Annotated in this window: 20 protein-coding genes, 1 tRNA gene and 1 pseudogene; 10 read left to right on the forward strand and 12 right to left on the reverse strand. The window is 50.5% G+C overall.

What is annotated here, in order from left to right; genetic code table 11:
- Positions 1–27 precede the first annotated feature (27 nt).
- Complete coding sequence (yejK, locus tag ACL2XO_RS18985; RefSeq protein ID WP_132927340.1) at positions 28–1,035, reverse strand: nucleoid-associated protein YejK; 1,008 nt, start codon at positions 1,033–1,035, stop codon at positions 28–30.
- 223 nt (positions 1,036–1,258) lie between these two features.
- On the opposite strand from yejK, the gene ACL2XO_RS18990 reads away from it, so the two are divergent.
- From ACL2XO_RS18990 to ACL2XO_RS19000, 3 genes are all read left to right on the forward strand, one after another.
- The gene (locus ACL2XO_RS18990; RefSeq protein ID WP_132927338.1) at positions 1,259–1,486 is read left to right on the forward strand and encodes a YejL family protein; all 228 of its coding nucleotides are present in this window, start codon (positions 1,259–1,261) and stop codon (positions 1,484–1,486) included.
- A 19-nt stretch (positions 1,487–1,505) separates the two neighbouring features.
- Positions 1,506–3,281, forward strand: a complete 1,776-nt coding sequence (yejM, locus tag ACL2XO_RS18995) for an LPS biosynthesis-modulating metalloenzyme YejM (RefSeq protein WP_203523456.1) — start codon at positions 1,506–1,508, stop codon at positions 3,279–3,281.
- Between the two features lie 78 nt (positions 3,282–3,359).
- A tRNA-Pro gene (locus ACL2XO_RS19000) sits at positions 3,360–3,436 on the forward strand.
- A 608-nt stretch (positions 3,437–4,044) separates the two neighbouring features.
- Here ACL2XO_RS19000 and ACL2XO_RS19005 read toward each other — a convergent pair.
- A complete protein-coding gene (locus ACL2XO_RS19005; protein ID WP_413741291.1) occupies positions 4,045–5,871 on the reverse strand; it encodes a hypothetical protein in 1,827 nt (608 codons plus the stop codon).
- Between the two features lie 867 nt (positions 5,872–6,738).
- On the opposite strand from ACL2XO_RS19005, the gene ACL2XO_RS19010 reads away from it, so the two are divergent.
- Entirely contained in the window at positions 6,739–7,638 is a 900-nt protein-coding gene (locus ACL2XO_RS19010) for a class I SAM-dependent methyltransferase (RefSeq protein ID WP_413741292.1), read from the forward strand.
- Positions 7,639–7,738: 100 nt separating this feature from the next.
- On the opposite strand, the gene ACL2XO_RS19015 is transcribed toward ACL2XO_RS19010, so the two are convergent.
- From ACL2XO_RS19015 to ACL2XO_RS19025, 3 genes and pseudogenes are all read right to left on the reverse strand, one after another.
- Positions 7,739–8,008, reverse strand: coding sequence for a DUF481 domain-containing protein (locus tag ACL2XO_RS19015; protein ID WP_413741293.1), 270 nt, complete (start codon positions 8,006–8,008; stop codon positions 7,739–7,741).
- Positions 7,926–8,276 (reverse strand): annotated as a pseudogene (locus ACL2XO_RS19020) (DUF481 domain-containing protein). Before ACL2XO_RS19020 ends, ACL2XO_RS19015 begins: the two are co-directional and overlap by 83 nt.
- Positions 8,222–8,425, reverse strand: coding sequence for a hypothetical protein (locus tag ACL2XO_RS19025; protein ID WP_413725091.1), 204 nt, complete (start codon positions 8,423–8,425; stop codon positions 8,222–8,224). Before ACL2XO_RS19025 ends, ACL2XO_RS19020 begins: the two are co-directional and overlap by 55 nt.
- A gap of 1,737 nt (positions 8,426–10,162) precedes the next feature.
- Here ACL2XO_RS19025 and ACL2XO_RS19030 point away from each other — a divergent pair.
- Together ACL2XO_RS19030 and ACL2XO_RS19035 are read left to right on the forward strand one after the other, a co-directional pair.
- On the forward strand, positions 10,163–11,011 hold the full coding sequence (locus ACL2XO_RS19030; RefSeq protein WP_132927332.1) for an oxidoreductase: 849 nt from the start codon (positions 10,163–10,165) through the stop codon (positions 11,009–11,011).
- Positions 11,012–11,153: 142 nt separating this feature from the next.
- Positions 11,154–12,323, forward strand: coding sequence for a M20 peptidase aminoacylase family protein (locus ACL2XO_RS19035; protein ID WP_413741294.1), 1,170 nt, complete (start codon positions 11,154–11,156; stop codon positions 12,321–12,323).
- A 216-nt stretch (positions 12,324–12,539) separates the two neighbouring features.
- Here the strand turns inward: ACL2XO_RS19035 and cbl are convergent, their stop codons facing one another.
- The 4 genes from cbl to ACL2XO_RS19055 form a co-directional block, all read right to left on the reverse strand.
- Positions 12,540–13,496, reverse strand: a complete 957-nt coding sequence (cbl, locus tag ACL2XO_RS19040; RefSeq protein WP_132927328.1) for an HTH-type transcriptional regulator Cbl — start codon at positions 13,494–13,496, stop codon at positions 12,540–12,542.
- Between the two features lie 452 nt (positions 13,497–13,948).
- Positions 13,949–14,674, reverse strand: a complete 726-nt coding sequence (locus ACL2XO_RS19045) for an aspartate/glutamate racemase family protein (protein WP_413741295.1) — start codon at positions 14,672–14,674, stop codon at positions 13,949–13,951.
- Positions 14,675–14,680: 6 nt separating this feature from the next.
- Positions 14,681–15,682: a D-cysteine desulfhydrase gene (locus ACL2XO_RS19050; RefSeq protein WP_132927324.1), complete on the reverse strand. Its 1,002-nt coding sequence runs from the start codon at positions 15,680–15,682 to the stop codon at positions 14,681–14,683.
- A gap of 53 nt (positions 15,683–15,735) precedes the next feature.
- Entirely contained in the window at positions 15,736–16,767 is a 1,032-nt protein-coding gene (locus tag ACL2XO_RS19055) for a malate/lactate/ureidoglycolate dehydrogenase (RefSeq protein WP_413741296.1), read from the reverse strand.
- A gap of 285 nt (positions 16,768–17,052) precedes the next feature.
- On the opposite strand from ACL2XO_RS19055, the gene ACL2XO_RS19060 reads away from it, so the two are divergent.
- From ACL2XO_RS19060 to ACL2XO_RS19075, 4 genes are read left to right on the forward strand one after another with little or no spacing between them, the layout of a single operon-like run.
- Positions 17,053–18,057, forward strand: coding sequence for an ABC transporter substrate-binding protein (locus ACL2XO_RS19060; protein WP_203523464.1), 1,005 nt, complete (start codon positions 17,053–17,055; stop codon positions 18,055–18,057).
- A gap of 33 nt (positions 18,058–18,090) precedes the next feature.
- A complete protein-coding gene (locus ACL2XO_RS19065) occupies positions 18,091–18,939 on the forward strand; it encodes an ABC transporter ATP-binding protein (protein ID WP_132927318.1) in 849 nt (282 codons plus the stop codon).
- Positions 18,940–18,963: 24 nt separating this feature from the next.
- The gene (locus ACL2XO_RS19070) at positions 18,964–19,830 is read left to right on the forward strand and encodes an ABC transporter permease (RefSeq protein WP_132927316.1); all 867 of its coding nucleotides are present in this window, start codon (positions 18,964–18,966) and stop codon (positions 19,828–19,830) included.
- 18 nt (positions 19,831–19,848) lie between these two features.
- Positions 19,849–21,027: an iron-containing alcohol dehydrogenase family protein gene (locus ACL2XO_RS19075; protein WP_413741297.1), complete on the forward strand. Its 1,179-nt coding sequence runs from the start codon at positions 19,849–19,851 to the stop codon at positions 21,025–21,027.
- Here the strand turns inward: ACL2XO_RS19075 and ACL2XO_RS19080 are convergent.
- From ACL2XO_RS19080 to ompC (ACL2XO_RS19090), 3 genes are all read right to left on the reverse strand, one after another.
- Complete coding sequence (locus ACL2XO_RS19080; RefSeq protein ID WP_132927312.1) at positions 21,009–22,010, reverse strand: ABC transporter substrate-binding protein; 1,002 nt, start codon at positions 22,008–22,010, stop codon at positions 21,009–21,011. The genes ACL2XO_RS19075 and ACL2XO_RS19080 overlap by 19 nt on opposite strands.
- Before the next feature lie 165 nt (positions 22,011–22,175).
- On the reverse strand, positions 22,176–23,279 hold the full coding sequence (ompC, locus tag ACL2XO_RS19085; RefSeq protein ID WP_413725097.1) for a porin OmpC: 1,104 nt from the start codon (positions 23,277–23,279) through the stop codon (positions 22,176–22,178).
- Between the two features lie 749 nt (positions 23,280–24,028).
- On the reverse strand, positions 24,029–25,165 hold the full coding sequence (gene ompC / locus ACL2XO_RS19090; protein ID WP_132927308.1) for a porin OmpC: 1,137 nt from the start codon (positions 25,163–25,165) through the stop codon (positions 24,029–24,031).
- Positions 25,166–25,695: the final 530 nt, after the last annotated feature.

Here is a 25,695-nt window from a genome sequence, read left to right on the forward strand (position 1 = left end):
TAACCTAAACATGATGCCTAAACTCAATTAATTGCCGCCGCCCAGCCGACGCTGCAACTGATCGCGCAGATTCGGCGGCGTGCCCTTGATGGTCAGGGTATCGGTGGCGGGATCCCAGAAAATCCGTTCGCCCATCAGCGGCGCGTCAAAACTCAGGGTGATACCGCCGCCGCTGCCGGCATACTTGGTCAGCTGACGCAGCGTGCCGCGATCGGCGGGGAAGCTCTCCTCCAGGGCATAACCCTCGCCGCTGGAGAACGCCTGGAAGGACTTATCACCCACCGGCGGCAGGGCCTCGGATAATTCCACCAGCGCAATCTCTTCACCGGATTGCAACTGCTCTTTGCAGTAGCTGTATACCTGCTCGCGAACGGTTTGCCGCTCCTGTTTATCCAGTTGACCTTCGGCGCAGTATTCATCCACCGCCTGCAACAGGCCGCGATTTTGCGCCTTGGTATCCAGCCCTTCGGCGGCGCCCAGGAAATCCATGAAAAAGTCCGACACCTTCCGCCCTACCCGCCCTTTCAAAAAGGTCAGATAGCGGGTAGATGAGGGATTGGCCTCCCATTCGGTAAGATCAATGCGCGCCACTATATCCGCATGATTGATATCAAGATAATGGGTACTGCTGATATCCAGCTGTTCATTGACCCGCATACTGCTGCAACTGGAGAGAACCGCAATCAGCAGATATTCCACCGCCAGATAGCGGTATTGGCAAAACAGGACAATACCGCCCTCGGCAAACGGATACTTAGCCAGCTCATCACGCAGCCGGCCGGTGGCGGCCCGGGTGAAGGCCAGAAAGTCCTCATCTCCCCGGCGGCAATGGCGCAACGCCTCGGCCAGTTCGCTGCCGGCGTTGAACAGACCGTAGGCTTTGGTCTTGGCGCTGTAGACCCGATGCAGCTCCGCCATCATCTCATCCACCGCCGCGTTCGGCTGCAGCAGCGAATCCCGCAATATCAGCTCCAGCGTTTGCTCATCGCGTTTAATGAGTTGATGTAACGCAATCTGGTCAATATCCAGACTCATGATTTATTCTCCTTTTGGTGAGAGGCGTATTCAAACACCGAATTGCCTTCGGCCGCAACCGGTGTTGCAAAGGGCGACGGCACTCCGCGGGCTTAAGGCAGAAAAATGGGACCTAATTCCAGGCGCAAAGGTCGAGGTTTTACGGCACGGTGGATAAAAATGCGGAAAAAGAGGAGTTGATACGGTAAGATAGCGGGTTTTAAGAGCTTATGAAGATTATATTATGCCGCAAGCATCCCGTTACAGCGACGAGCAGATTGAGACATTATTAAACGAACTCTCGGCGGTGCTGGCAAAGCATCATACGCCGACGGATTTATCATTGATGGTTTTGGGTAATATGATTACCCATGTAATCAATACCAGCGTATCGCCGGAGCAACGGAAAACCCTGGCCCGCTCGTTTAGCGAGGCCTTGCTGTCTTCCATACGCGAACCCGACACGCATTAAACAGCTGCCTAAACTTCATATGGTGACAAATAGCCAGCGCTACCGTGACAAAGTTTCCCAAATGATCGGTTGGGGTCACTGGTTCGCACTCTTCAATATTCTGCTCAGCCTCGGGCTGGGCAGCCGCTATTTGCTTGTCGCCGACTGGCCGGGGTCGCTCGCCGGCCGCACCTATGCGTTTGTCAGCTGGCTCGGCCATTTCAGCTTCATCGGCTTCACGCTGTATTTGCTGGTAATCTTCCCGCTAACCTTTGTGGTTATGTCCCAGCGTCTGCTGCGGTTTTTATCGGCAATCATCGCCACCGCCGGCTTAACGCTGCTGCTGGTGGATACGGAGGTCTTTACCCGCTTCCACCTGCATCTTAATCCGGTGGTCTGGGAATTGGTGGTCAACCCGGACGAAGGGGAACTGGCGCGTGACTGGCAGCTGATGTTTATCGGCATCCCGGTGATATTTCTTATGGAAATGCTGTACGCCACCTGGAGCTGGCAGAAATTACGCAGCCTCAACCGGCATAAAATCGGCAAGCCCATCGCCATCCTGCTGATCTGCGCTTTTTTCGCTTCCCATATCCTTTATATCTGGGCGGATGCCAACTTTTACCGCCCCATCACCATGCAGCGTTCCAATCTGCCCTTATCCTACCCCATGACCGCCCGCCGTTTCCTGGAACGCCATGGTTTGCTGGACGCGCAGGAGTATGAACGCCGCCTGGTGCGACAAGGAAATCCCGAAGCGGTGGCGGTGGAGTATCCGCTCAGTCCCTTAAAATTCCAAAAGACCGGCAGCGGCTTCAACCTGCTGATCATCACCACCGGCGCATTGCGCGACGATACCCTGGCGCAGCGGATGCCGGCGCTAAAGCAGTTTGCCGATGAAAACGCATTTTTCGCCAACCATTTCAGCACCGGGAATCGTTCCGATACCGGACTGTTCGGCCTGTTCTACGGTATATCCTCTTCTTATCTGGACGGGATCCTGGCATCGCGCAAAACCTCGGTATTGCTGGATGCCCTGGGCAAACAGGGCTATCAGTTAAGCCTGTTCTCGTCCAACGGTTTCAGCAGTCCGTTAGACCGGCAGGCGCTGCTTACCGATTTCAGCCTGCCGGAGCCGGTAGGACAGTCCGACGGGCAGACCGCCCAGCAATGGCAGAAATGGCGTTCGGCCTATACCGGCGCGGCGCCCTGGTTCTCCTTTGTCGAGTTCAACGGTACCGATATCAACGCCGGCCAAGATAATACGCCGGCCCTGGCCCGCCAATACCAGCAGAGCGCGCAGCGCCTTGACGGCTACATTGGACAAATCCTCGCAACGCTGCGGGAGAAAGGCGACCTGGAACATACCGTGGTTATCATCACCGCCACCAACGGCCTGGAGCTGAACGATGCCGGTAACGGGCATTGGGAGGCCGGTACCAGGCTTAACCGCGTCCAACTGCAGGTTCCCCTGGTTGTCCACTGGCCGGGCACCCCGCCGCAGCGCATCGAGAAACTGACCAATCATAATGACGTCACCGCAACCTTGATGCAGCGTTTACTGCACAGCACCACCGATCCCAGCGATTACACCCAGGGCGAAGACCTGTTCGCCCCGCAGCGGCATAACGATTGGGTGGCCAGCGGTGATAACGGCACGCTGGTCATCAACACGCCGACCCAGACCATTGTGTTGCAAAGCGACGGCGATTACCGCACCTATGACCTGAAAGGTGAACGGATCCGCCATGCGAAACCACAGTTAGCGCTGCTGTTGCAGGTGCTGACGGACGAAAAACGCTTTATTGCCAACTAACCGCTTAAATCTAACGCAGTCAATTCAATGGGCTATTGCAATCGACGCAGGAAAAGGTAGTATAGGCCCCCATGAAGTCGGCATGTAGCGCAGCATGGTAGCGCACCGTCATGGGGTGTCGGGGGTCGGAGGTTCGAATCCTCTCATGCCGACCAATCCATCCCAAGAAAACCAACCCGTTAGGGTTGGTTTTTTTATGCCTGGCATTTGTTAGGGAAAAAACAGTGAATCCCCGTTAGGATTTCCATAATGTAGAGGACCATCGTTTATAATCCCTTGTTCTCGTCGTTCAGCACATATGTAACCACATCCCAGGAGACCAGATTATCGTTACCAAGTGCTATCCGGTACTGGCATTATTTGCCCTGGTAAATCCAGATAATCTCATTCACGCGCCGGGAACGCTTGAATCTGAGCTCAGCGAACTATCGGCAAGCTGCTGTTGTCCGCGTTCACCGTTGTTATTCTGGTGACGCGTTTTAGAACGCCACGTATAAGGTTCTGCTTCATAGAGATTAAGTTACCTTGCAGCTTGAGCCACACCGATAGTATCGGCCAGTACCAACGCTTGCTCGAGAAACTCTGGCGTGTATTGATTACGTGGCTTATTTTTAATAGCTGTCGATTTCGTCATGGATCAACTCCGCTAATGAGTTTACCTCAGTTAGCAGTGTGTCCGTCAAATCTGGGTAGGATCAGCCCGACGATGCCCGCTTTTTTTACTCATCTGCTGTGATAAATGCATGCCTGGACCTTACTCCATTCATACGTTACAGTTGTCTTTTACTCTTAGTAAATTTAAATTACCATTATCAAATGGTTTGATTAAATCAGTACATTCCATAACATAGTTATTTATATTATCATATCCCCAAGAATTTATTTTTCTAAAAATAAAATATTTTATATTTTTTTGTTCTATATATTTTTTGATGTCATGCTGGCTCATGCGATAAAGATTGAGGTTGATGGCATGAAGTGGGTTTAGGTTATAAAACGGAGGATTTACAAATAAGATCGTATGTTCATTGACGGCAACTGCTTCTCCATTTTTTCTTATTGCATTAAGGTACTTATACGGTTTTTCATAACTATCAAGATCAGATAATTTTTGTTTTTGCATTTCAGTAACATTTAAAATTTTAGCAATATCATTTAATCTCCGAGCGTTATCTTTATTGAAAGAACAATAAGCGATCAAACTACATAAAAAAAATATAAGTATATTTTTATATTTACCTGCTAATTGTTCTAGATAAGATATTGCATATATTATAAATATTGATAGCGGTGCGATTATATATCTCGAAAGAAATCTATTATCGTATCTCATTATATAAAAAATGAAAAACCATATCATCACTGATATTAAAATTATCGAATTCATATTAAATTCTTTTAAATATATGACACGCATTATATATAAAAGAGATACAACTATTGATAATAAGGAGAAAACACCAATACTATCATTTCCAGATATTTTATAAGAATTCATCAGTATTGGTTCGAAATAATTTATAGCCGTAATCATCCCATGAGGCAGGCCATTAGCATTTCGGACCCCCCACCAGTAGTTTATTTCTGGAGGAAGTTTTATCAATTCAGGCGAAATTAGACTTCCTGTTCCATGGTACGCATATAACATCCAGGGAAGTAATGGCAACATGCCTGTCAATATACTAATAAATATATACTTTTTACTAAAAAAACCGATTAGATATAAATAAAAAAACGGAAGTACTAAAATTATAGCATTAGTCAATTTTACACTTACAGCCCAACCAGCAATAAATGAAGCGAGGAAAAGAATTTTATGATCTTTTGTTTTGCTGGCAATTAGAATGAAGCATAAAGATGAAATCCCTATTGCGGATGAGAAAATATCATTTTTTATCTCCCCCCAATTGTTAATACTTCCAATAGTTAAGATTGCGAAAGAAGCTAACAGAGACGCTTTTTCCGAAATTTCAAGTCGTCTTGATAACATGTAGATTGATAATGGAAGTAAAAAAGCTGCATTCGAGTCAAAAAGCTTTATTTTATCGATTAAATCAGGCCGATAAAGCAGATCTCTCAAGTCTCCTATGCTTAGATACAATATATCAAAAGAAATATATGTCCCATTATGCAATAAAGTATCATTATTAACCAAATGGCCTGTTACAGACATTAACCAAGGGAAAGCTAAATTATACTGTTTCGCATCACCGTGTATCAATACATTACTCACTGTACTTAACGTAAAAAATAAAAATAAAGTAAAAAATGATAAGATCACAAACTTTTTTTTATACATCATATTTTTTATTTTACCGAAATTTTTAATAAAAATTTTCAAAAATATGACAAAACCTACTATTTTTAGATAAAACACAAAGTCATAGCGAAAAACTTTCAATGTTGATAAGAAAAATATGTAAAATGAAAATAAAGCCATCCCAGCAAAAATTGATGACATAAATAATTCAAAGACTGACATTTTTTTAATTGAAAGCTTTAAAATAAAGAATGCCCCTACCCCAACGATTGATAGCATGGTAATTAATGTGGATAATATCATCCAAGTAATGGTAAGATAATCTTGCATTTTCCAATAGGCCTTTAGATTAATACTATAAGGTATAAATTTTTCAATAGTTCAAAAAATTAAAGCCGAGAAATTTCGTTTTACTAGGTCATTCTTAATATTTTTAATCAACAACCAGTTGAAAAAAATTAACTGAATCCGAATTAAATATTAAGATATATTAACCATTCGGCGCTGCACCAGCATTATAGTCCATGCTTATTTTATATGAATTACCCCTGGCCAATTTCAGGACAAACTCACCCTGCGGCATCCGTCGCGGGTGGAATTGTGAAACCGTTTATTATCGAATAATTCTAATCAATCCAGACCGCGGAATTACCGTGGATTACACTCAACATGATGTCTGCGCCAGTTTAAATGGCTTTGCGCAAACATAAGCATTGATAATATTTTATCCTGAACCATCACATAATGTTACCTGTAAATCCAGATACATAAACGCCCCCGGCGCCATATCCGTTCCACTTAGACCTAATTCATTCACTGATCGAGCCCCAACACCGGCCCTAGTGAGAACTTCGTTGATAGCTACCGTGATTTCAGGCCCACGTCACAGGGTTTTACGGAAAATAACTCGCTGTATTTGGGATTGTAAGTTCAAATACTCTCATACCGACCAATCCATTTCAAGAAAAAAAATCCATCAGGGTTGATTTTTTTATGCCTTGGATTTGGATAGGAAAAGCCACTCAGCATTTTTAGTGCGTCCCCTTTAATTACTGAATTTTCCCCAAGTCGGAATTTTCAAAGCAGAGAGCCTGATCACTACATTCCCAGCCTAAAAGTGCATCCTGTTTATCAATAAACTGACAGTCAAAATATCCAGGCCTTATTACTTTCAACCCCCTTGCAAAAGGTTTATATATGACCAATAAAGCCAAACCTTTTTTCTCCACCACCGCCGAGATGGTATGCCTTCTACGAGCAAAATCCTTCAATGAAAAAAGAGAATTTTTTAAAAGTGACGACTATGTTTCCGTTCTGATAAGCCACTCACTGAATTCTTTTTTATCAATCATGCATAAGTCTTTTGTCCTGGGATTTGATGGTTTCAATCCCATGCTGCCGGCCGGAATTTATGAATATGTTGTCGCCCGAACCCGCTATATCGATAATTTATTCTGTACTCTGCCAGCCGGAACATCCCGTGTGTTTATATTGGGCGCCGGTTATGACTCACGGGCGTTTCGCTTTCAAGAAGCGCTAAAAAATTGTCTGGTGTATGAATGCGATCATCCGGATATGCAGTACAACAAACGACGGCTTCTGAAAAAAATTAATATTGATTATCCCGAGAACGTCAACTTTGTTCCCATCAATTTTTCAGACTACTCTTTTGCTGAATGGATACAAGCCATTGATTTATCTATTAAAGATAGATGTTTTTTTCTACTTGAGGGACTCACCATGTACCTTGCCCCACAACAGATGAAAAGCATTTTGCACACCATCAGCCAAGTTGCAGCCGGGCAATGCCGGCTTTTTTTCGATTATGCCTATGCTGAAGTCATTAGTGGTGAGTATGGCAGTTATAACGAGGCTGAATGCATCGCTGAGGTAAGAACCGTGGGGGAACCCTGGCGATTTGGTATCGAAAAAGACACGCTGGCTGTATTTTTACAGCCCTACCGGCTAAAGGTGCTCGATGAAATGACTTCACGGGATATGGAGCTCAACCAATTCACCGACCGGGACGGTGTATGCCATGGGAATGTTATGAATTCCGTGGCCTGGGTACTTGCGGAAAGAATAAATGAAGCATGATTGTTGCCATCGCAAAGGGCGAAGCTTTCCAATGTTCAAATCGCACCTTGCTACCGTTCTTGGTGGGCAGACACAGCGAGTACCGCCGCGTTTTAATCGCTTACCATATTACGCCAAGGCCGGTGGTGAGGGTCCGCTCGTTAAGACTGTCTCTTGTGCCGGTGACCTGATCATGGCCATAGGAGAGATTCAGCGTGGCGCGATCGGTGAGTTTATACCGTATACCTGTGTCGGCATCCAGGCTCGACGTATCGCCGGACAATGAGTGGGCGAATTCGCCGCGAGCATTAAACTCCAAGCGCTTGCCGAAGATAAAACGGCCATAATCCCAGCGAATACCGACGGCGGAAAATGATCCTTTCACCATCATTATAAAGGTAGTTAACCCGGCCAAGCAGGGCCGTTAAAGAAAAGGCCCCCAGTTCATTGTCCCAAAACTGATAGCCGGGACCGGTACCGACGAGAAATTACCGTGAAAGATCTTCAACCCAGTCACGTTTGAATACCACTCGGCCTTGCCAGAACATTTGCTGATTAATAAAATGGTCGAGGGAGTAACGCGCACTATAATTGCTTGTATTTACTATAGAATTCTCCGTTTCGCGATTACAGGCGCCGCCGAAATCATGGCGCCACATGCGTGGCTCAGTTTGCCGTTAAAATCCAGTGCATAGTTCTGGCTGCGCGTTGAAGATTTTTGCAGATTAGCGCCGATATGGGCATTGCCATTCCACACCAGGTCGGTAACGTGCGCCTTGGGTTTGACGAACTGACGGATTGTTGCCATGGGCACGTCTTTATTCGTTCTCTTATCCGATCGCCATTTTTGAGAAAGACGGTATCGGCAAATGCCGATACCACAGGTATCATGATAAAGAACAGGCAAACCATGAGTACGGTTACGGGCCAAAATCGGGCAAAGAGGTTCATAATCGTGCTTAATATTATTCAACTGATAATAATAATAGATAAATTTATCATGAACATAATCAACAGGATTGTGTAAGCGGTGGAGACGTTACTCGTCAACAATGCCTGTGCGAGAGTATAGAGCCCGTATATTAAATTTTTTTCTCACGAGTAACTCCTGCAGGATAATGGGCGTTTTTTTACAAATTGCTTTGGCTGTCACAGCCACCGACGCGAATCCAGGCCATGATTAAAGCATGGAATGGAGGTGACATATGCTGCGAACCAACGACATTGCATTTCTAGCCGCACTGGTTTTGGTGATCATCGGCTTTGTAACATTTATGTACGCATGACAAAAATACATGCTGCCTGACGGCAGGATAACTTTATTGGTGCGATGACAGAATTGGTGCGTTGACAGAGAAGCGCACCGACAACCTTTGCTGTACTCCCTCTTTCGAGGAGGTAAGTAGCCGATGCGCTTTTCTGAGGAAAAAAAGCCCCATCAATGAACAGGGCTTGGCTAAAAGGGATTATCCTTTCCGGCGCTTATCTCCGGCGCTCTTGATTATGTTCAAGGCGGTAGCTCTGTGAAGGATGGTATTATAATAAGATTATTCTTAATAAAAGTCAGTGATAATTATCACAGTTCCGAATTGTCTGTCATCGGAATGTTTAGCGTTATATGTCCTTTTCGGAAATCACTTTCGAACTTTTTTGACCGTTGGGACCAAAACCCCCCTGATTAGGCTTCTTGTTGCTATCCAGAAGATACTCCGCCTCAATGCATTGATGCCCGTCCCCTTTTTCTCATTACTGTTATCCTAATATTTATCTTTTCTGCCTGATTATCTACTTGGATGTAGCAGTTATGTACACCTAACTTTATAGCGTAGCGCCCAAAGATTGTTATCACGCCGTAGACCCTCACTAAAATGGAGTATGTGCATATGAATAACTTCTCTTCCATTAACTCAGGCACTTTTAGTGACCCTTACAATTGCAACGGAGCTCATCACCACACATCCATCAACGCCCCTCACGGGTTCAGTTCGGCTACCAATTCATCGATACCCCTGTCCGGCGCTTCGCGGTCATCCATTAACTCTTCTCATCTGCCTTCCGTGCCGCATGCTGACGATGCGCAAACGCGACCCCTCGCGACCTCAAATAATCTGCCGGTCAGGGCTTTCTTCCAGCTGCATAAAGCGGCTCCATCGATGAACCTGGCGTTGGATTCTAAACCCGTCGCAACTCAAGGGGATCACCAGCCATCGGCAAAAGGCCCCACTGCCCCAAAACAGCTCGGTTAACCCACTCTTCACAACAGACTGAAAAGCGGTAGCGTGGCAAACCAAGGCAATAATGAATCATGACAATTAGTAAATAAAATTGCGTTTCATTTTTCCCCACACCCTATTCTCCGCAGGTTTGATATGAAAATATTTTATAATTAATTCAATAAATTATATAAAATTGACATGCCAGCATGCTCATGGTCTAAATACCTTGCCGCGACGGGTTTCTCCAGTGCTGACCGGTTGCAACTCCTGTCGGCTTAATACACTATGCTTTACAGTTATTATTACCTTGAGCGACCTGGAGAATGAAAATGACACAACAAAAACCAGTATGGTTCATTACCGGCTGTTCCACCGGCTTTGGCCGTGAGCTGGCCGGACTTACCTTGTCGTTGGGCTATCCTACCGTGGTGACGGCGCGTAATACCGATCAGGTACAGGATGTCATCGCCGGCCATGAGGAAAGTGCCCTGGTGCTGAAGCTGGACGTGACGCAGCAGGATCAGATTGACGAAGCCGTCAGCGCCGCGCTGAAGCATTTTGGCCGGATCGACGTTTTGGTGAATAACGCCGGCATCGGTTATTTCGGTTCGTTTGAAGAGAGCCGGATGGAAGACGTACACCGGATGTTCGATATCAATGTCTGGGGCCTGACCGCCATGAGCCGGGCGGTATTGCCGACCCTGCGCAAGCAGCGCAGCGGTACGATAGTGAATATTTCCTCCATCGGCGGCATCACCACCTTCCCGTCGCTGAGTTTCTACCACGCCACCAAATTCGCGGTGGAAGCGCTTTCCGAGTCGCTGTCGCAGGAAGTGGCGCCGCTGGGCATCAATGTCCTCATCGTCGAGCCCGGTCCTTTTCGTACCGATTGGGCCGGCCGATCGGCCAGCGAAGCGCCGCAGACCATTGCCGATTATGCCGAGACCGCCCATAGCAGGGCGCGGGCAAGCCGCGGCGGCAGCGGTAAGCAGATGGGAGATCCGGTGCGCGCCGCGAAAGCCATCGTCAAGGCGGTGGAAGCCAAACAACCGCCGCTGCGGTTGCTGCTGGGTAAACCGGCATTGGAGAATGCCTATAAAAAGATTCAGCTGCTGCAGCGGGATTTTGACGGCTGGGCCGAGGTCACCAAAGGGGCGGATTTTCCGCCGGAAGCATAAGCTAAATCACCGGCCCGCCCCGCAACGGGCCGATTCTCGATAGTCATACCCGATGGCTATGTAATATAACCGAACAGTATTTACCGACTTTTAATATTACCCGCTAAGATAAATTCTCATTCTGATAAAACGGTCCTGGCCCATGTCTGGCGAACTTGCTGAAAAACTCATTTATTGTCGACGCGAACTGCATACCCATCCTGAGCTCTCAAACCAGGAATTCGCCACCACTGAAAAAATTACCCGTTGGTTACAAGAGGCGGGCATCCGTATTTTGCCGCTGGGACTGACCACCGGGGTCGTAGCGGAAATCGGGCCGGCTACCGGTCCCATTATCGCGTTACGGGCCGATATCGATGCGTTACCGATTCAGGAGATCTCCGGCGTGCCGTTCAGTTCGCACCATGACGGGGTGATGCATGCCTGCGGCCATGATGTTCATACCTCGGTGATGCTCGGCGCGGCATTGCTGCTAAAAGAGCGGGAAGCGACCTTGCCCGGTACGGTGCGGATTTTCTTCCAGCCGGCGGAGGAGAACTTCAATGGCGCCTGCCATTTGATTGAAGCCGGAGCATTGGCCAACGTCTCTGCGGTATTCGGTATGCATAATGCCCCGGAGTTACCGGTGGGCACCTTTGCCACCCGCAGCGGCGCTTTTTATGCGCATATCGATCGTTTTCAAATCACGGTGACCGGCAAAGGCGCCCATGCGGCCAAACCCGAGCAGGGTATCGACACCATTGTTACCGCCAGTCAGATTGTCAATGCACTGCAAACCCTGCCCAGCCGCAATTTCAGCTCGCTGGAATCCCTGGTGGTCAGCGTGACGCGTATCCAGGGCGGCAATACCTGGAACGTTCTGCCGCAAACGGTAGAGCTGGAGGGTACGGTACGGACCCATAATGCGAAAATTCGCGAGCGGGTGCCGGATATACTCAACCGGGTGATTGGCGGCGTCGCCAGCGCCATGGGCGCCGAAGCGGAGCTCAGCTGGTATCCGGGACCGCCGGCGGTGGTCAATACCGCCTATTGGGCACAGTTCAGCCAGCAGGTGGCCGCCGAGGCGGGCTATCAGGTACAGGAGGCGGAATTGCAGATGGGCGGCGAAGATTTTTCACTGTATTTGCAGCAGGTGCCGGGCACCTTTGTCAGCATAGGGTCGGCCAGTGAATACGGTCTGCACCATCCCCGCTTCAATCCTTCCGAACAGTTGATTTATCCGGCGGCGGCCTATTTCGCCCGCCTGGCGGATCGGGCGCTGACGACGCTGATATCGCAGCCGACCGCCCTGCAGGCCGCATCGATAGCCTAAGAAGGATGCCCGGTAAAACCGGGCATGAGCTTGTTGACAAAGTGCCTGGTCGGGACAGGCTGCCAGATCGTAAACACGCCGTGAACCCGTCCCTGGGGGCTCGATCCGCGCCATCCTTGGCGCGGACGGTTTACTCTTCTGGCAACCGGTCCCCTTTTTGACTCCGAGTACGTTTGTCAGCAGTCTGATGGCCGGTTTTACCGGGCATTTTGATTGTCAGATCTGATAATCTAATGCCGGCTCGCTACTGTAGGGCGCCAGGATTTGTTCTTCAATTTCGGTCAGGGTCAGCTGCGGATTACACAGCTGGATAAAGCGCCAGGCGTATTTACGCTGCAGCTGGCCGCGTTTGACCCCCAGCCAGACGGTATTGGCTTCAAATAGATGTTCAGCGTTGATGCTCACCAATCCGGTATCACGTTCGCGGTTATAGGACATATCCGCCAACAGGCCCACCCCCAAACCCAGCTCGACATAGGTTTTAATCACATCGGAATCCTGGGCGCTTAAGACCACTTCCGGTTTGAGTCCGGCGGCCTGAAAGGCGATATCCAGCCGGGAGCGACCGGTAATGCCGCGCCGGTAGGTTACCAGCGGATATTGGCTCAAGGTTTCCAGCGTAATTTCCGCTTCTTTGGTCAGAGGATGCCCCTCAGGCACCAAAATCGTATGATGCCAGCGATAATAAGGAAACGCCGCCAGTTGCTCCTCGCTCATCAGCTTTTCACTGGCGATGCCCACATCCGCTTCACCGGATTGCAGCATGGCGACGATTTCCTCCGGACTGCCTTGATTTAACACCAGCCGCACCCTGGGATAAAGCTCGCGGAATTCTTTAATGACCGCCGGCAAACTATAGCGTGCCTGGGTATGGGTAGTGACGATAGATAATTCGCCGGAGTCTTTATTGGCGAAAACATCCGCAATGCGGCGAATATTATTGGCATCGCTAAGGATACGTTCCGCCACCGTCAACAAGGCTTTGCCCGGCTCGGTCATACCGATTAAACGTTTACCACGGCGGATAAAAATCTCCACCCCCAACTCTTCTTCCAACTCACGAATATGACGGCTGACACCGGATTGGGAGGTAAATAACATACTGGCCACATCGGTCAGATTATAATTGCACCGGGCAGATTCCCGAATTATGCGTAGCTGTTGAAAGTTCACCCGTCGCCCCTCCGTTATCTTAAATTTAACTATATTCATACCGGGGAAGTGATAAAGGGACAAATAAGAAAAATAGGTAACTTATAGTTTTTTATACTAAGGGAAAATTAAAATTTCCATTAGGAAGCTATTTAATTAAAACATGCCAGATTTCAAGTAATTAAAATCAACATCGTCAAAAATGAAAAAAGAATCTCATTCAGCAGCCCTTAACCCTGAAGAATAAGCCAAAACTTATCTAAGCTATTGCTCTTTTTATCTAAACCACGAAAACCCTGAAACCCGCTATCACCGTGGCATAAACCATCCATACGAAAGGGAATGCGTGTTAAAGGGAAACCGTGCTGATGGGGCCGAAGCGGGCGTGGTTTTCCCGCCCGCCGGAGCGCCCCACAGCGCGGTAAGCCCGCTATCACCGTAGCATGAACCGTCCATACGAAAGGGAATGCGTATTAAAGGGAAACCGCGCCGGCACCATCCCGGTAGTCCACCCACAAACGCACCGCGGCTTGGGCCAGAGCGCGGGTAGGATCAATACTGAGCCGTTGCAAAGGGGAATCAATAGCCGCCAGCGCCGGCGGCACCTCGGTACAGGCCAGAACCAATCGCTCGGCCCCCCGCGCTATCAGCGCCTGCGCCAGCAAGGACAACAACTCGCCGCCCCGCCGCAATTCACCACGCTTCACCGCATAACAGCCGGGTACGAACCAATCGGTCATCTCCTGCGGCAGCGGCTCCAGCGTAGCAATCCCCATATCCGCAAATCTCTGCTGGAACAAACCGGCATTAAGGGTGCCCTGAGTGGCAATCAACCCCACCCGCGCCACCGCCCCCTGCGTCAGGCTCGCCACCGTAGCGTCGGCAATATGCACTATGGGCGCCGCGCTGGCCTCGGCCAACTGCGGATACCAGAAATGAGCGGTATTGCAGGGTATCAGGATATGGCTGGCGCCCGCCCGGTTAAGCTGCGCCAGCGCCGGCAGCAAATCCGGCAGCGGCGACGGCCCGGTACCGGCCAGCGCCCGCTGCCGGTCCGCGATTTGCGGCACGCTCCAGGCCACCACCGGCGCGTGCTCCTGATCCCGCCGCGCCGGGGTCTCCTCGATGATTTTCTGCAACAGATCGACGGTAGCCAAAGGCCCCATACCGCCCAGCACACCCAACAGGAATCCGCTCATATCAGCCTATTGTTCCAGTACCTGGCGATAGCCGAACAGCCCGGCCGAACCGCCGGTATGGATAAACACCACGTTTTCATCTTTGCCGAATTGACCTTTGCGGATCAAATCGATAAGACCGGCCATGCCTTTACCGGTATAAACCGGATCGAGCAAAATGCCTTCTAGCTGCGCCAACAAGCGCAGGGCTTCCAGGGTGCCTTCGGTGGGCAATCCGTAGCCTTCCCCCACGTAGTCGCTATTGACGCTGACCTGTTCGCGGGGCAATTCACCGCGGGCGCCGAGCAGTTGCCAGGTGGCCCGTGCCAACGCATAAACATTCTCTTCCTGCTTGGCCTTAGGCGCGCGCACGCTGATGCCCAATACCGGTATGCCGCTGTTGCTGGCGTTCAAACCCGCCACCAGACCGGCCTGGGTCCCGGTGCTGCCGGTGGCGTGCACCACCCGATCGATGCGCAGCCGCTGCTGGCTGGACTGATACAGCAGTTCTTCGGCACAGGCCACATAACCCAGGGCGCCGATGGGGTTGGAACCGCCGCCCGGGATAACATAAGGGGTATGGCCCTGTTCACGCAGGGTTGACGCCAACCGTTCCATGGCCTGCTGCATATCGGTGCCGGCCGGCAGGTGATCAACGATAACGCCGCCCAGCAGGTTATCCAGCAGCACGTTGCCGGAGCGTTGATAGTCCTCACCGAACCGCTCTACCCGTTTTTCCAGCAGTATCTGGGTCTTCAGGCCGATTTTCGCCGCGCCGGCAATAGTCTGGCGCACATGGTTGGATTGGGTGGCGCCCTGGGTTATTACCACATCGGCGCCTTGCTGCAGCGCATCGGCCAGCAGGAACTCCAGTTTGCGCGTTTTGTTGCCGCCGGTGGCAAGGCCGGTGCTGTCGTCACGTTTGATATACAGGTTGGGGCCGCCGAGATAGCGGCTCAGATTGGGCAACGCCTCCAACGGCGTCGGGAACTGTCCAAGGGAAAGTCGGGGAAAACGGGCCAGATGCATAATCTTATTGTCCTGATAAAGGGGTGAAATAAATTCTCATTCGTCGGTTGGGATTAATGGCCGGCCGGTATGTCCGCCAGCGCCGCCAATTGTCGCCAACTGGTGTCGTCGACCTCAATCCCCAGCGCCAGCCGCTGTTGATATTTTTCATGTTCCGCGTCGCCGGGCAGCAAAAGCGAGGCATCATCGCGGGAACTGCGGACCCAGTCCAGCAATTCGGCGATCTCCTGTTGATAATTCGCCGCCCCGCCCAGCTTGTGGGGATCGATCAAAATCGACAGCATACTATTCAGTATACGTTGCGTATCGCGGTTATCATGCCTCTCGGTCAGGCCGCCGGTCAAGGCCGCTCCCAGCAATGAGCACACGACCGACAGGCCGGAACCTTTATGCTTGCCGAACGGCAGCAATGCGCCGAAAGGTTCTTCCATCAGCCAGCGCGGATCAACGGCGGGCCGGCCCTGGTCATCCACAATACAACCGGGCGCCAACTCCTGGCCGGCATTCCAGGCGATGCGGGCTTTATTGCCGGCGATAATGCTGGTGGCGAAATCCAGGACCAACGGATGACTGGCGCCGTCCACCGGTATGCCGACGCAGAACGGGTTGGTTCCCAGCCGCGGCTTCTGCCCTTGCCACGGCATCACCGGCGAGCGGCTGTTGACGTTGGCGAAATGAATGGAGACCAGACCGGCTTTGGCCGCTTGCTCCGCCCAGGCGCCGATCCGGCCGAGATGATGGGCGTTGGCCAGCCCCACCACCGCTACGCCGTACTGTTTAGCCCGTTCGATGCCCTGCGCCATGGCCTGGCGGCCTACCACCTGTCCAAAACCCTGCCCACCGTCAAAGGAGAGCAATGCCCCGGCATCAAGAGTGAGCACAGCGTCGGCATGGGGATGCAATCCACCTTCCCTAATGGCGGCGATATAGCGCGGCAGCATGCTGACACCGTGGGAATCATGTCCTTTTAAACAGGCTTCCACCAAATTATCCGCCACCTGAGTGGCGATGTCGTGATCCACCTGAATATCCGTCAGGCGGGCGGTCAGAAACTTCCGCAAAAATTGGTGCTGAAAAATGGGCACAAGTTTTACTCCGATGATTAAGGCTAATGAGGCCATATCTAATAACCGAAGAACTTTAATGCCGAAGAACTTTCCGCCAAAAGACAATAAGATGCTAAGGATAGTAAAATTAATGCTAAGCAGCGATCGCTTTCGCGCAAATTACCTTTAGCTAAAACATCGCTAAGTAAATCCAAATATTATCTAAGAATTTACTTCTAATTTATTCCAAAAAACACTTTAGGAAGAAGTACCATTGGACTTTATGATGGGCCAAACAGATCTTCTTTATCTTAGGAAAAATCGATGAATTCACTTTTTAAACGAGCCGGCCTTGTCGTCGCGCTCGGTTTATCATTGGGTACGATAAATGCCCACGCTGAAGGGACCATCAGCATTGCGCAGCAGTTCGGTATCGGTTATCTGATTTTGGATGTGGTGCAGGATCAGCATCTGATTGAAAAATACGGTAAGCAGGAAGGGCTGGATATCAAGGTGGATTGGCACAGCATTTCCGGCGCCACCGCCATGAACGAGGCGCTGCTGACCGGTTCGCTGGATGTGGTGAGCGCCGGGGTACCGCCGGCCCTGACGGTATGGGATCGTACCCGCGGTAAGCAAAATGTCAAAGCTATCGCCTCTCTGGGTTCCATGCCCAACTATTTGCTCAGCAATAATCCGGCGGTGAAAAGCATCAAGGACTTGACCGATAAGGATCGTATCGCCGTACCGGCGGCGGGTGTGGGTTTCCAATCGCGTACCCTGCAAATTGAAACCGCCCGTATTTATGGGAACGCGGATTATAAACGCTTTGACAATATCACGCTCAGTCTGCCTCATCCGGATGCCACCGCCGCCCTTATCTCCGGCGGCTCCGAAATCACCGCGCATTTTTCCAGCCCCCCGTTCCAATATCAGGCGCTGGAGCATCCCAATATTCATAAGATCCTGAGCTCTTATGATGTTCTGGGCGGTAAAGGCACTTTCAATCTGCTTTATACCACTGAAAAATTCCATGACGCCAACCCGAAGACATACAAAGCCTTTTTTGATGCGTTGGCGGAAGCCGCAGAATTTATCAAGGCAAATAAACATGAGGCGGCCGAAACCTATATTCGGGTAGAGAAATCCCATTTGCCGCTGGAGCTTATTGAGAAAATCATCAGCGACCCGGAAAATGACTTCACTATCACGCCGCAAAAGACTTTTGTTTATGCTGATAAATTACATGAATTAGGCGTTTTGAAAAATCAGGCCGGTTCCTGGAAGGATTACTTTTTCCCTGAAGCCTACGCGCTGCCCGGCAGCTGATTTTTCGCTTTTAACGGTTACAGGACCTGCATAATGGCACATAACGTTCAGCACATCCCGGCGGCGCCGTTGCTTCGGGTCGACGCATTGAATCTCGAATACCATACCCATCAGCGGGTAATTCGCGCCACGCATAATGTCGGCTTTGAGGTGTTTGCCGCAGACAGGTTTGTGCTGCTGGGCCCTTCCGGCTGCGGCAAATCCAGCCTGCTGAAAGCCATAGGCGGCTTTTTACCGGCGGTAAGCGGGCGAATCGAACTGGAAGGCCAGAGCGTTACCCAGCCCGGACCGGACCGTTTGATGGTATTTCAGGAGTTCGATCAGTTGCCCCCCTGGAAAACCGTGCTGGAGAACGTGATGTTCCCGCTGTTGGCCAGCGGCAAGGCGCACCGTGCCGAAGCCCGGGAACATGCGCGCTATTTTCTGGATAAAGTCGGCCTGTCGGCTTTCGCCGATGCCTATCCCCATACCTTATCCGGCGGCATGAAACAGCGGGTGGCCATTGCGCGCGCGTTGGCGATGCAGCCGAAGGTGCTGCTGATGGATGAGCCTTTCGCCGCGCTGGACGCACTGACCCGGCGCAAAATGCAGGAAGAGCTGTTGGCTCTGTGGGAAGAGGTGCGTTTTACCCTGCTGTTCGTTACCCATTCCATTGAAGAGGCCTTGGTGGTGGGCAGCCGGATTTTGTTGCTGTCCCCCCATCCCGGCCGGGTCAGAGCGGAAATCAACAGCCATCAGTATGGCATTAATGATTTCGGCAGCAGCGACTTCCAGCAGACAGCGCAGCGGATCCATGAGCTGTTGTTCAGCGATCCGGAAAGCGGCCCCGCCACGGCCCCTGCCGAGACGGCCAAACCCCGTTTCAAGGTCGTGGGTAAATGACCGGACCGTATGGGAGAAAATAGTATGAGTATTCAGCCGCCGGTCCGTCCGGAATATATTTATGATCTGCCTCCCCTGGGGAAAATGACCCTGGTAAAGCCCTTGCCGTTGATGACGCGTCTGTGGAACCAGGCCTGGCTGCGCAAGTCGGTAATCATCCTGGTGTTGATACTGCTCTGGGAAGGGGCGGCGCGTTGGCAAAACAACGACCTGTTATTGCCGGGATTCATCCAGACCCTGAAGGCCTTTATGCAGGACATGGCCAGCGGGGAGCTGCCGACCAAAATAGGCTTTTCACTGGGCACGCTTATCAAGGGCTATATCATCGGTACCGTGCTGGCGCTGGTGCTGAGCTCGCTGGCGGTATCGACCCGCATCGGCCGCGATCTGCTGAGCACCCTGACCTCAATGTTCAATCCGCTGCCCGCCATTGCCCTGCTGCCGTTATCGCTATTGTGGTTCGGCCTGGGGGAAAATAGTCTGATTTTTGTGCTGGTGCATTCGGTGATGTGGCCCATGGCGCTGAATACCTATGCCGGTTTCCTCGGGGTATCCGATACGCTGCGCATGACCGGCAGAAATTACGGGCTGCGCGGATTGCGCTACGTTTGGTACATTCTGATCCCCGCCGCCCTGCCTTCCATTCTCTCCGGCCTGAAAATCGGCTGGGCATTCGCCTGGCGGACCCTTATCGCCGCTGAACTGGTATTCGGCGCCTCCAGCGGTAAAGGGGGATTGGGCTGGTATATCTTCCAAAACCGCAACGAACTTTTTACCGACCGGGTATTTGCCGGTCTGATATCGGTCATCATTATCGGGCTGTTGGTGGAAGGGCTGATATTTACCACCCTCGAACGGGTGACGGTAAAACGCTGGGGTATGCAGAAATAATTTTAAGAGAGGCAAAGCGTGATTGGAGTTAAAGCACCGCAAAATTACCTGAACGAGCCGGGGCTTATCGCCCGTATCGGCGATTATGTCGCGCCCATCAGCCGCGACAAGGTCATGATTATCACCAGCCCCAAGGCGTGGCTGGCGACGCAACGGGCCGTGGAGGCAAGCTTCGCCCCCCATGGTATCCAGTATCAGCGCTACTTCCTGCAGGGCGAATGTACCGCGGCGACTATCGCCGCCTTTACTAAACAGGCGGCGGCCGAGGATATCAGGCTTATCATCGGCATCGGCGGCGGGAAAGTGCTGGACACGGCAAAAGGAATAGCGGAATCCGGCGGACGTTTGCCGCTGATTACCGTGCCTACCGTTGCCGCTACTTGCGCCGCCTGGTCGCCGATTTCGGTACTTTATACCGAGGCCGGCGCGCACCTGAACTCCATGCCGCTGCAACGCACCCCTGAATGGGTGCTGGTAGACAGTCAAATCATCGCCCAAACGCCGGTTCGTTATCTGAAAGCCGGCATCGTGGATGCCCTGGCGAAATGGTATGAGTTCGAACCCTATCTGCGCCAGGATGACAGCAGTCTTTCCTTGATATTAAAAGCCCAGGCCGCGAAGCTGGCGCTGGACATATTCGAACAGCTTGGCGAACAGGCCGTCGCCGACAACCAGGCCCGCCAGGTTACACCGGCATTAATAAAAGTGGTGGATGCCGTTATTGCCCTGGCCGGCATGGCCAATAGCATGCGTGATGAAATCACGCGTATCGGCGTCGCACATGGGATTCACAACAGCATCACCCGCCAGCCCGACCTGCATGGATTCCTGCATGGCGAACTGGTGGGCTTTGGATTGGTAATACAATCCTTGCTGGATACCACCGGCGCGCCGTCGCGGGCGCGGTTATTAAATTTACTGAAAGCGTTTTCAACGCCGTTAACGCTGCGCGAGCTGGGCGTTACCGAATCGGTGGCACGCCGCGCCGCGCAAATCGCCCAGGGCGTGCAGATTGCCCCGGCCATTGCCGCCCGCCTGCCCTTCGCGCTGAACGCCGAACGAATAGAGCAGGCGTTGCTTAGTGCTGCCGGGGATGACTCAGCGGATGAGAGCCCGGCCGGTGACAAGGAAAACGTCGCCCCGGCGTTGACTGAAAGACCATTGCAACCGCAAGCCGCTTACTCCAGTGGCAAATAATCGTTAGTGTAATACTGTGCGGGCGGTAACGCCTGCTTCACGATGCCCAGCCCGGTAATCGCAGTGATGAGTTCGCTCCAGGCGCGATCGTTAAGTTTTAGCTGCTCGCTGTCCGGTTTACCCAGCACCGCCATGGTATCCTGCCATTGCCGTTTAACAAAATCGGCATCGAAGGACTTGCTGTATTGCGCGGCAAACGCGGCGACGGCCTCATCCGGATGGGCGATGGCATAACGTATGCTCCTGCTGGTGGCACGCATGAACGCCTTGGCCAGGGCCGGATTCTTATCCAGCCACTGCTGGTTGCCGGCGAACATGAAGATGGGAGTATCGGGCACGCCGTAGGCGGTGGCGGGCATAAAGACCGGTGTCTGCTTTCCAGTCACCGCCAGTTCGGTGCCCTCGGCGTTGGTAATGCCGGTGGTGGCGTCAACGCGGTTTTGCAGCAGCAGCGGTACGGTATCATCCGCGGCCGCCACCATCTGCACATCGTCCAGCGTCATGCCGGCGCTTTTCAAGACCAGTGAGAGCTGCGCTTTCGTCCAGGCATCGTTGTAGATGCCGATCTTTTTGCCCTTCAATTCGCTGACGGTAAGCGGATGCCCTTCCTGAGTGAAAATACCCCAGTTGTTGCCGATGCCATAACGTCCGATGGCAATAACCGGCGCACCCTGCTCCTTGGCGAAGATGATGTCCATTACCGTGGTGAAGGCTACTTCAGCCCGGCCGGTGCCGAGAAATTTCATGGTATCGGCCACGGTGGGCGGCGCGACGATATTCAGATCAATACCCTCGTCAAGATAGAAACCCTTCGCTTTGCCCAGCGTCCAGGGTATCCAGAAACCATCCGCCACCGGCCACTCTTGCACAAAGGTGACTTTTACCGGTGCGGGTGCGCCCTGCGCCGGCAGGGTAATAAACATTGAACTCAGCATTGCGCAGGCAGCAAAAGCCGCACCGGTAAACCATGCTCGTTTTTTCATGAGACGTTGCCTTGTACCGTTTTGGGGATTTTAATCATACCCAATTAAAGCTGGTATTCCTGAACAATGCGAGTGCTTATCCCCGCCATACTTCAAGTCTCATGTGTGTTGGCTTTATTACTCGGCTCATCCATGAGTCGCGCCCCGCGTCGGACGACCCGTTCCTCAGAACTGGTAGGTCATGCCCACGGCAACGATATTATCGTGATGTATTCCGGCGGCACGGGAAAACGTATTCTCTCTCAACAGATTAATTTGATAATCGACATAGGCCAGCATGTTTTTGTTAAAGTTGTAGGAAGTGCTGATATCAATATATTTCCGCAGATCCCGGCTGCCGTAACCTTCGATGTCGTCTCCACGGGCCTGTACATAGGCCAGAGAGGGCTTTAAGCCTAAATCAAACGTATATTGCGCCACCAGTTCAATGTTTCGCGCTTTATTGGCAAATCCATGCACCGTTTTCTTGGTGTCGCCAAAACGCATCAGGTTATAACTCTGGGTGTACATGGCCGCCAGATAAACCGCCTCTTTTTCGAATTTCAATGCGCCGGAATAGGCATTGGCCCTGTCGCCACCGTGGCCATAGGCCAGATTCCGCTGTCCCAGGGTGCGATGGGCACTGCTAAAGGCACCGGCGGCGCTGATGCCCGCGCCGAAATCATAGGACAGCGACATGCCGTAGCCGTCCCCGTTTGCCGCCATCACTTCGCGGCCCTCGCCTGCCTTACCGCTCTCCGGGTTCTTGCCCTGGTATTGGAGCGCGAAGTGAAGCCCCTCCGCAAGGCCGAAAAAATGCCGGTTGCGATAGGTGAGCATGCCGTTGCCGCGGTTGGACATCATATCGTCGACGCCGTAGGTATCGCCGCCGAGCTCCGGCAATACATCCGTCCAGGCAAGAACGTCGTACAGGACGCCAAAGTTACGGCCGTAGTCAAGGGAGCCGAATTTGCCGTATTTTAACCCGGCATAACCCAGCAGGGTCGAGCCTTGCTGGTCTTTTTCCTCTTCGGACTTATTCAGGTCCCCTTGGTACTTCCAGTGGCCATAGCCGGTCAGCTCGTCGCTTATTTGGGTTTCGCCGCGAAAACCCAAGCGCATGTAGGAGAGATCGCCATTCGCTTTCTCATTAGAGGAAAAATAATGCACGCCGACAACCGAACCGAATAAATCTAATTTATTGCCATCACAATTGTATATTTCAGCGGCAGCGGCCACTCCTGAAATAAGCGCTACCGGCGCCATAATTGAAATAAGTCGTAGTTTCATTATTACCTCTCTATAAATATTTTTTGCCATCGCTTTAATAAACAGGTATTCCCCCGGCATTATTTACCTGATTAAACCGGCCTCTGCGCACTGGTGCAAAGACTTGGCAACCTATTTATTAGTAGTAGATCTTCCTTTTTGTCGACCAATCATAAAACAGAATTAAATCATTGATAAATAATGACTATTTATTTATCTTACACTCCGTTTTTTTATGGATAGCATATTTTTATATCAACTCAATATTATTGATCATTATGCTTTTTTTATTGGCTTAATTAGACGGCAAAAAAGGAGAATATTCTTTGAGGGGATAGTAAACGGTCAAACCTAAACGCACAGGCAATGAGTTATTCATTTTGACGCCGGACATATTTAACCCGCTGGGCTGCGATTGTCTAACGTTCATCAGCACGCTTATAAATATGCATTGCGGATCTATTAAAAGAGGGGTACGGCTATTGGCGGGAAAATTTCGTTCTATAAAGGTTAATAAATATTATGGCATTATTTAATGTGATACAGATAAATTTTGCAGTGAGTTTCATTGGACGATAACGAGGTAATGCGGTACCCGCATGCCATAATGCAGAGGGATAGGGGATAAGGGATAAGGATTGTCAGTACAGAGAGAAAAACTGGAGTTTGTCAGGATAGCTTGAAACGAAGGGGGGTAGGACAGCGCGAAATACCGGCCATCAAACCTGAACGGGCAACCCTCCCTGTTGCCCATAGCATGGAAATGCTGATCAGAACTGGTAAACCAAACCGAGGGCAACGATGTCGTCGGTATTGATACCGGTTGCATCGGTGAACTGGCTGCTATCGATCAGGTTGATTCTGTAGTCAACATAGGTCGATATATTTTTGTTGAAGTAGTAAGTCGCACCCACGTCGACAAATTTAACCAGATCCTGGTTATCATAGGTATTGCCGTCGCCGGCAGCGCCGATGTTTTTGCCGCGAGTCTGGTTATACCCGACGAACGGAACCAGACCGAAGTCGAAAGTATAGCCTGCATAAGCTTCAAAGCCCTGGGCCTTGTTGGCATAACCGTATACGTCCGAATCACTGGAACCGAACGGAGCAGCATTATAAGACTGGGTAAATTCCGTCGCTACATAAAAACCGTTGGCGTTATATTTCAAGCCGCCGGTATAAGCTTCGGCTCTGTCGCCACGACCGGAGATGCCCGGTTGACCAACGCCATTTTGTTCGTCGGTACGTTTGGAGCTCATGAACGCGCCGCCGACGGAAAAGCCCAGGCCGAGATCGTAACTCAACGACATACCGTAACCGTCGCCATTTTGACCCAGCACATCACGCCCGTTGGCGGTTTCACCGGGAGCGCCATTCTCACCTTGGTATTGAACAGCGAACTTCAGGCCGTCGACCAGGCCGAAGAAGTTATTATTGCGGTAGGTGGCGACGCCGGTAGAACGACCAAACATAAACTGGTCGGCGCTATAGGTGGAGCCGTCGAATTCAGGCTGCATATCGGTCCATGCGGTGATATCGTAAAGGATACCGTCATTACGACCGTAATCGATTGAACCGTAGTCGCCGAATTTCAAGCCGGCAAAAGCATAACGGGTAAAATTGCCGCCGTCAGAGGTACCGGACGCTTCAGTCACATGGCCGTTTATCTGGTATTCCCAGTCGCCATAACCGGTCAATTGATCGTTGATCTGAGTTTGACCTTTGAAACCGATACGGGTGTAGGTCTGATCGCCGTTAGCACTATCGTTGTTAGAAAAATAGTGCAATCCATGAAGGGATCCAAACAAATCAAGCTGATTACCGTCTTTATTATATACTTCTGCAGCACCAGCCGTACCAGCAGCTAACATCGCTGGAATCAACAGGGCAAGAACCTGTAGTTTCATTTTCTTTTCCTCGGTATATTTATTATCTTTGGCCACTATTTTACTTTGTGTGCTGTATCAATGCTGTCTATCTGACACGCAATCTTATTCTGCAATAAATGCAGTTTTATACTAGCGTTAAAATGATACGAATTGGCTTACAATGTTTCAAAATGAAAATTTTATATTCGATTATGTTTCCGTCATGGAACTAACCTGATAATCACCATACATAGACAATTAAAACTTTGAGGTGAGTCTTGTTTTTGACATTATTAAAAATAATCAATAAAAACAATTATTTAAAATAAAGTTATAAAATAGCACGATGTGCTAAAAAGGCCTTTTTTTTTCCTCTATCATTTTAAGCGCTATCATCATTAAATTGTCATTATTACTCTCATTTGGTTTAACGTCTTTATTAGCCGGCCTTGTGCCGGCTTTTTTATGCGTGATTTTTAAATATGAATAAAGAGAGGATTATATATTAACAAATGTTAATATTATATACTGAATATTGCCATATTAATATTTTAAATTATTTCTACATT

The organism is Sodalis sp. RH15, from assembly GCF_047324255.1.
Taxonomy (GTDB): Bacteria; Pseudomonadota; Gammaproteobacteria; order Enterobacterales; family Enterobacteriaceae; genus Acerihabitans; species Acerihabitans ligni.

What these genes read in the sequence shown, in the direction of transcription:
- yejK (WP_132927340.1), bottom strand. Translation starts at nt 1,035, where the DNA reads ATGAGTCTGGATATTGACCAGATTGCGTTACATCAACTCATTAAACGC.
- ACL2XO_RS18990 (WP_132927338.1), top strand. Translation starts at nt 1,259, where the DNA reads ATGCCGCAAGCATCCCGTTACAGCGACGAGCAGATTGAGACATTATTA.
- yejM (WP_203523456.1), top strand. Translation starts at nt 1,506, where the DNA reads ATGGTGACAAATAGCCAGCGCTACCGTGACAAAGTTTCCCAAATGATC.
- ACL2XO_RS19005 (WP_413741291.1), bottom strand. Translation starts at nt 5,871, where the DNA reads ATGCAAGATTATCTTACCATTACTTGGATGATATTATCCACATTAATT.
- ACL2XO_RS19010 (WP_413741292.1), top strand. Translation starts at nt 6,739, where the DNA reads ATGACCAATAAAGCCAAACCTTTTTTCTCCACCACCGCCGAGATGGTA.
- ACL2XO_RS19015 (WP_413741293.1), bottom strand. Translation starts at nt 8,008, where the DNA reads ATGATGGTGAAAGGATCATTTTCCGCCGTCGGTATTCGCTGGGATTAT.
- ACL2XO_RS19025 (WP_413725091.1), bottom strand. Translation starts at nt 8,425, where the DNA reads ATGGCAACAATCCGTCAGTTCGTCAAACCCAAGGCGCACGTTACCGAC.
- ACL2XO_RS19030 (WP_132927332.1), top strand. Translation starts at nt 10,163, where the DNA reads ATGACACAACAAAAACCAGTATGGTTCATTACCGGCTGTTCCACCGGC.
- ACL2XO_RS19035 (WP_413741294.1), top strand. Translation starts at nt 11,154, where the DNA reads ATGTCTGGCGAACTTGCTGAAAAACTCATTTATTGTCGACGCGAACTG.
- ACL2XO_RS19045 (WP_413741295.1), bottom strand. Translation starts at nt 14,674, where the DNA reads ATGAGCGGATTCCTGTTGGGTGTGCTGGGCGGTATGGGGCCTTTGGCT.
- ACL2XO_RS19050 (WP_132927324.1), bottom strand. Translation starts at nt 15,682, where the DNA reads ATGCATCTGGCCCGTTTTCCCCGACTTTCCCTTGGACAGTTCCCGACG.
- ACL2XO_RS19060 (WP_203523464.1), top strand. Translation starts at nt 17,053, where the DNA reads ATGAATTCACTTTTTAAACGAGCCGGCCTTGTCGTCGCGCTCGGTTTA.
- ACL2XO_RS19065 (WP_132927318.1), top strand. Translation starts at nt 18,091, where the DNA reads ATGGCACATAACGTTCAGCACATCCCGGCGGCGCCGTTGCTTCGGGTC.
- ACL2XO_RS19070 (WP_132927316.1), top strand. Translation starts at nt 18,964, where the DNA reads ATGAGTATTCAGCCGCCGGTCCGTCCGGAATATATTTATGATCTGCCT.
- ACL2XO_RS19080 (WP_132927312.1), bottom strand. Translation starts at nt 22,010, where the DNA reads ATGAAAAAACGAGCATGGTTTACCGGTGCGGCTTTTGCTGCCTGCGCA.
- ompC (WP_413725097.1), bottom strand. Translation starts at nt 23,279, where the DNA reads ATGAAACTACGACTTATTTCAATTATGGCGCCGGTAGCGCTTATTTCA.
- ompC (WP_132927308.1), bottom strand. Translation starts at nt 25,165, where the DNA reads ATGAAACTACAGGTTCTTGCCCTGTTGATTCCAGCGATGTTAGCTGCT.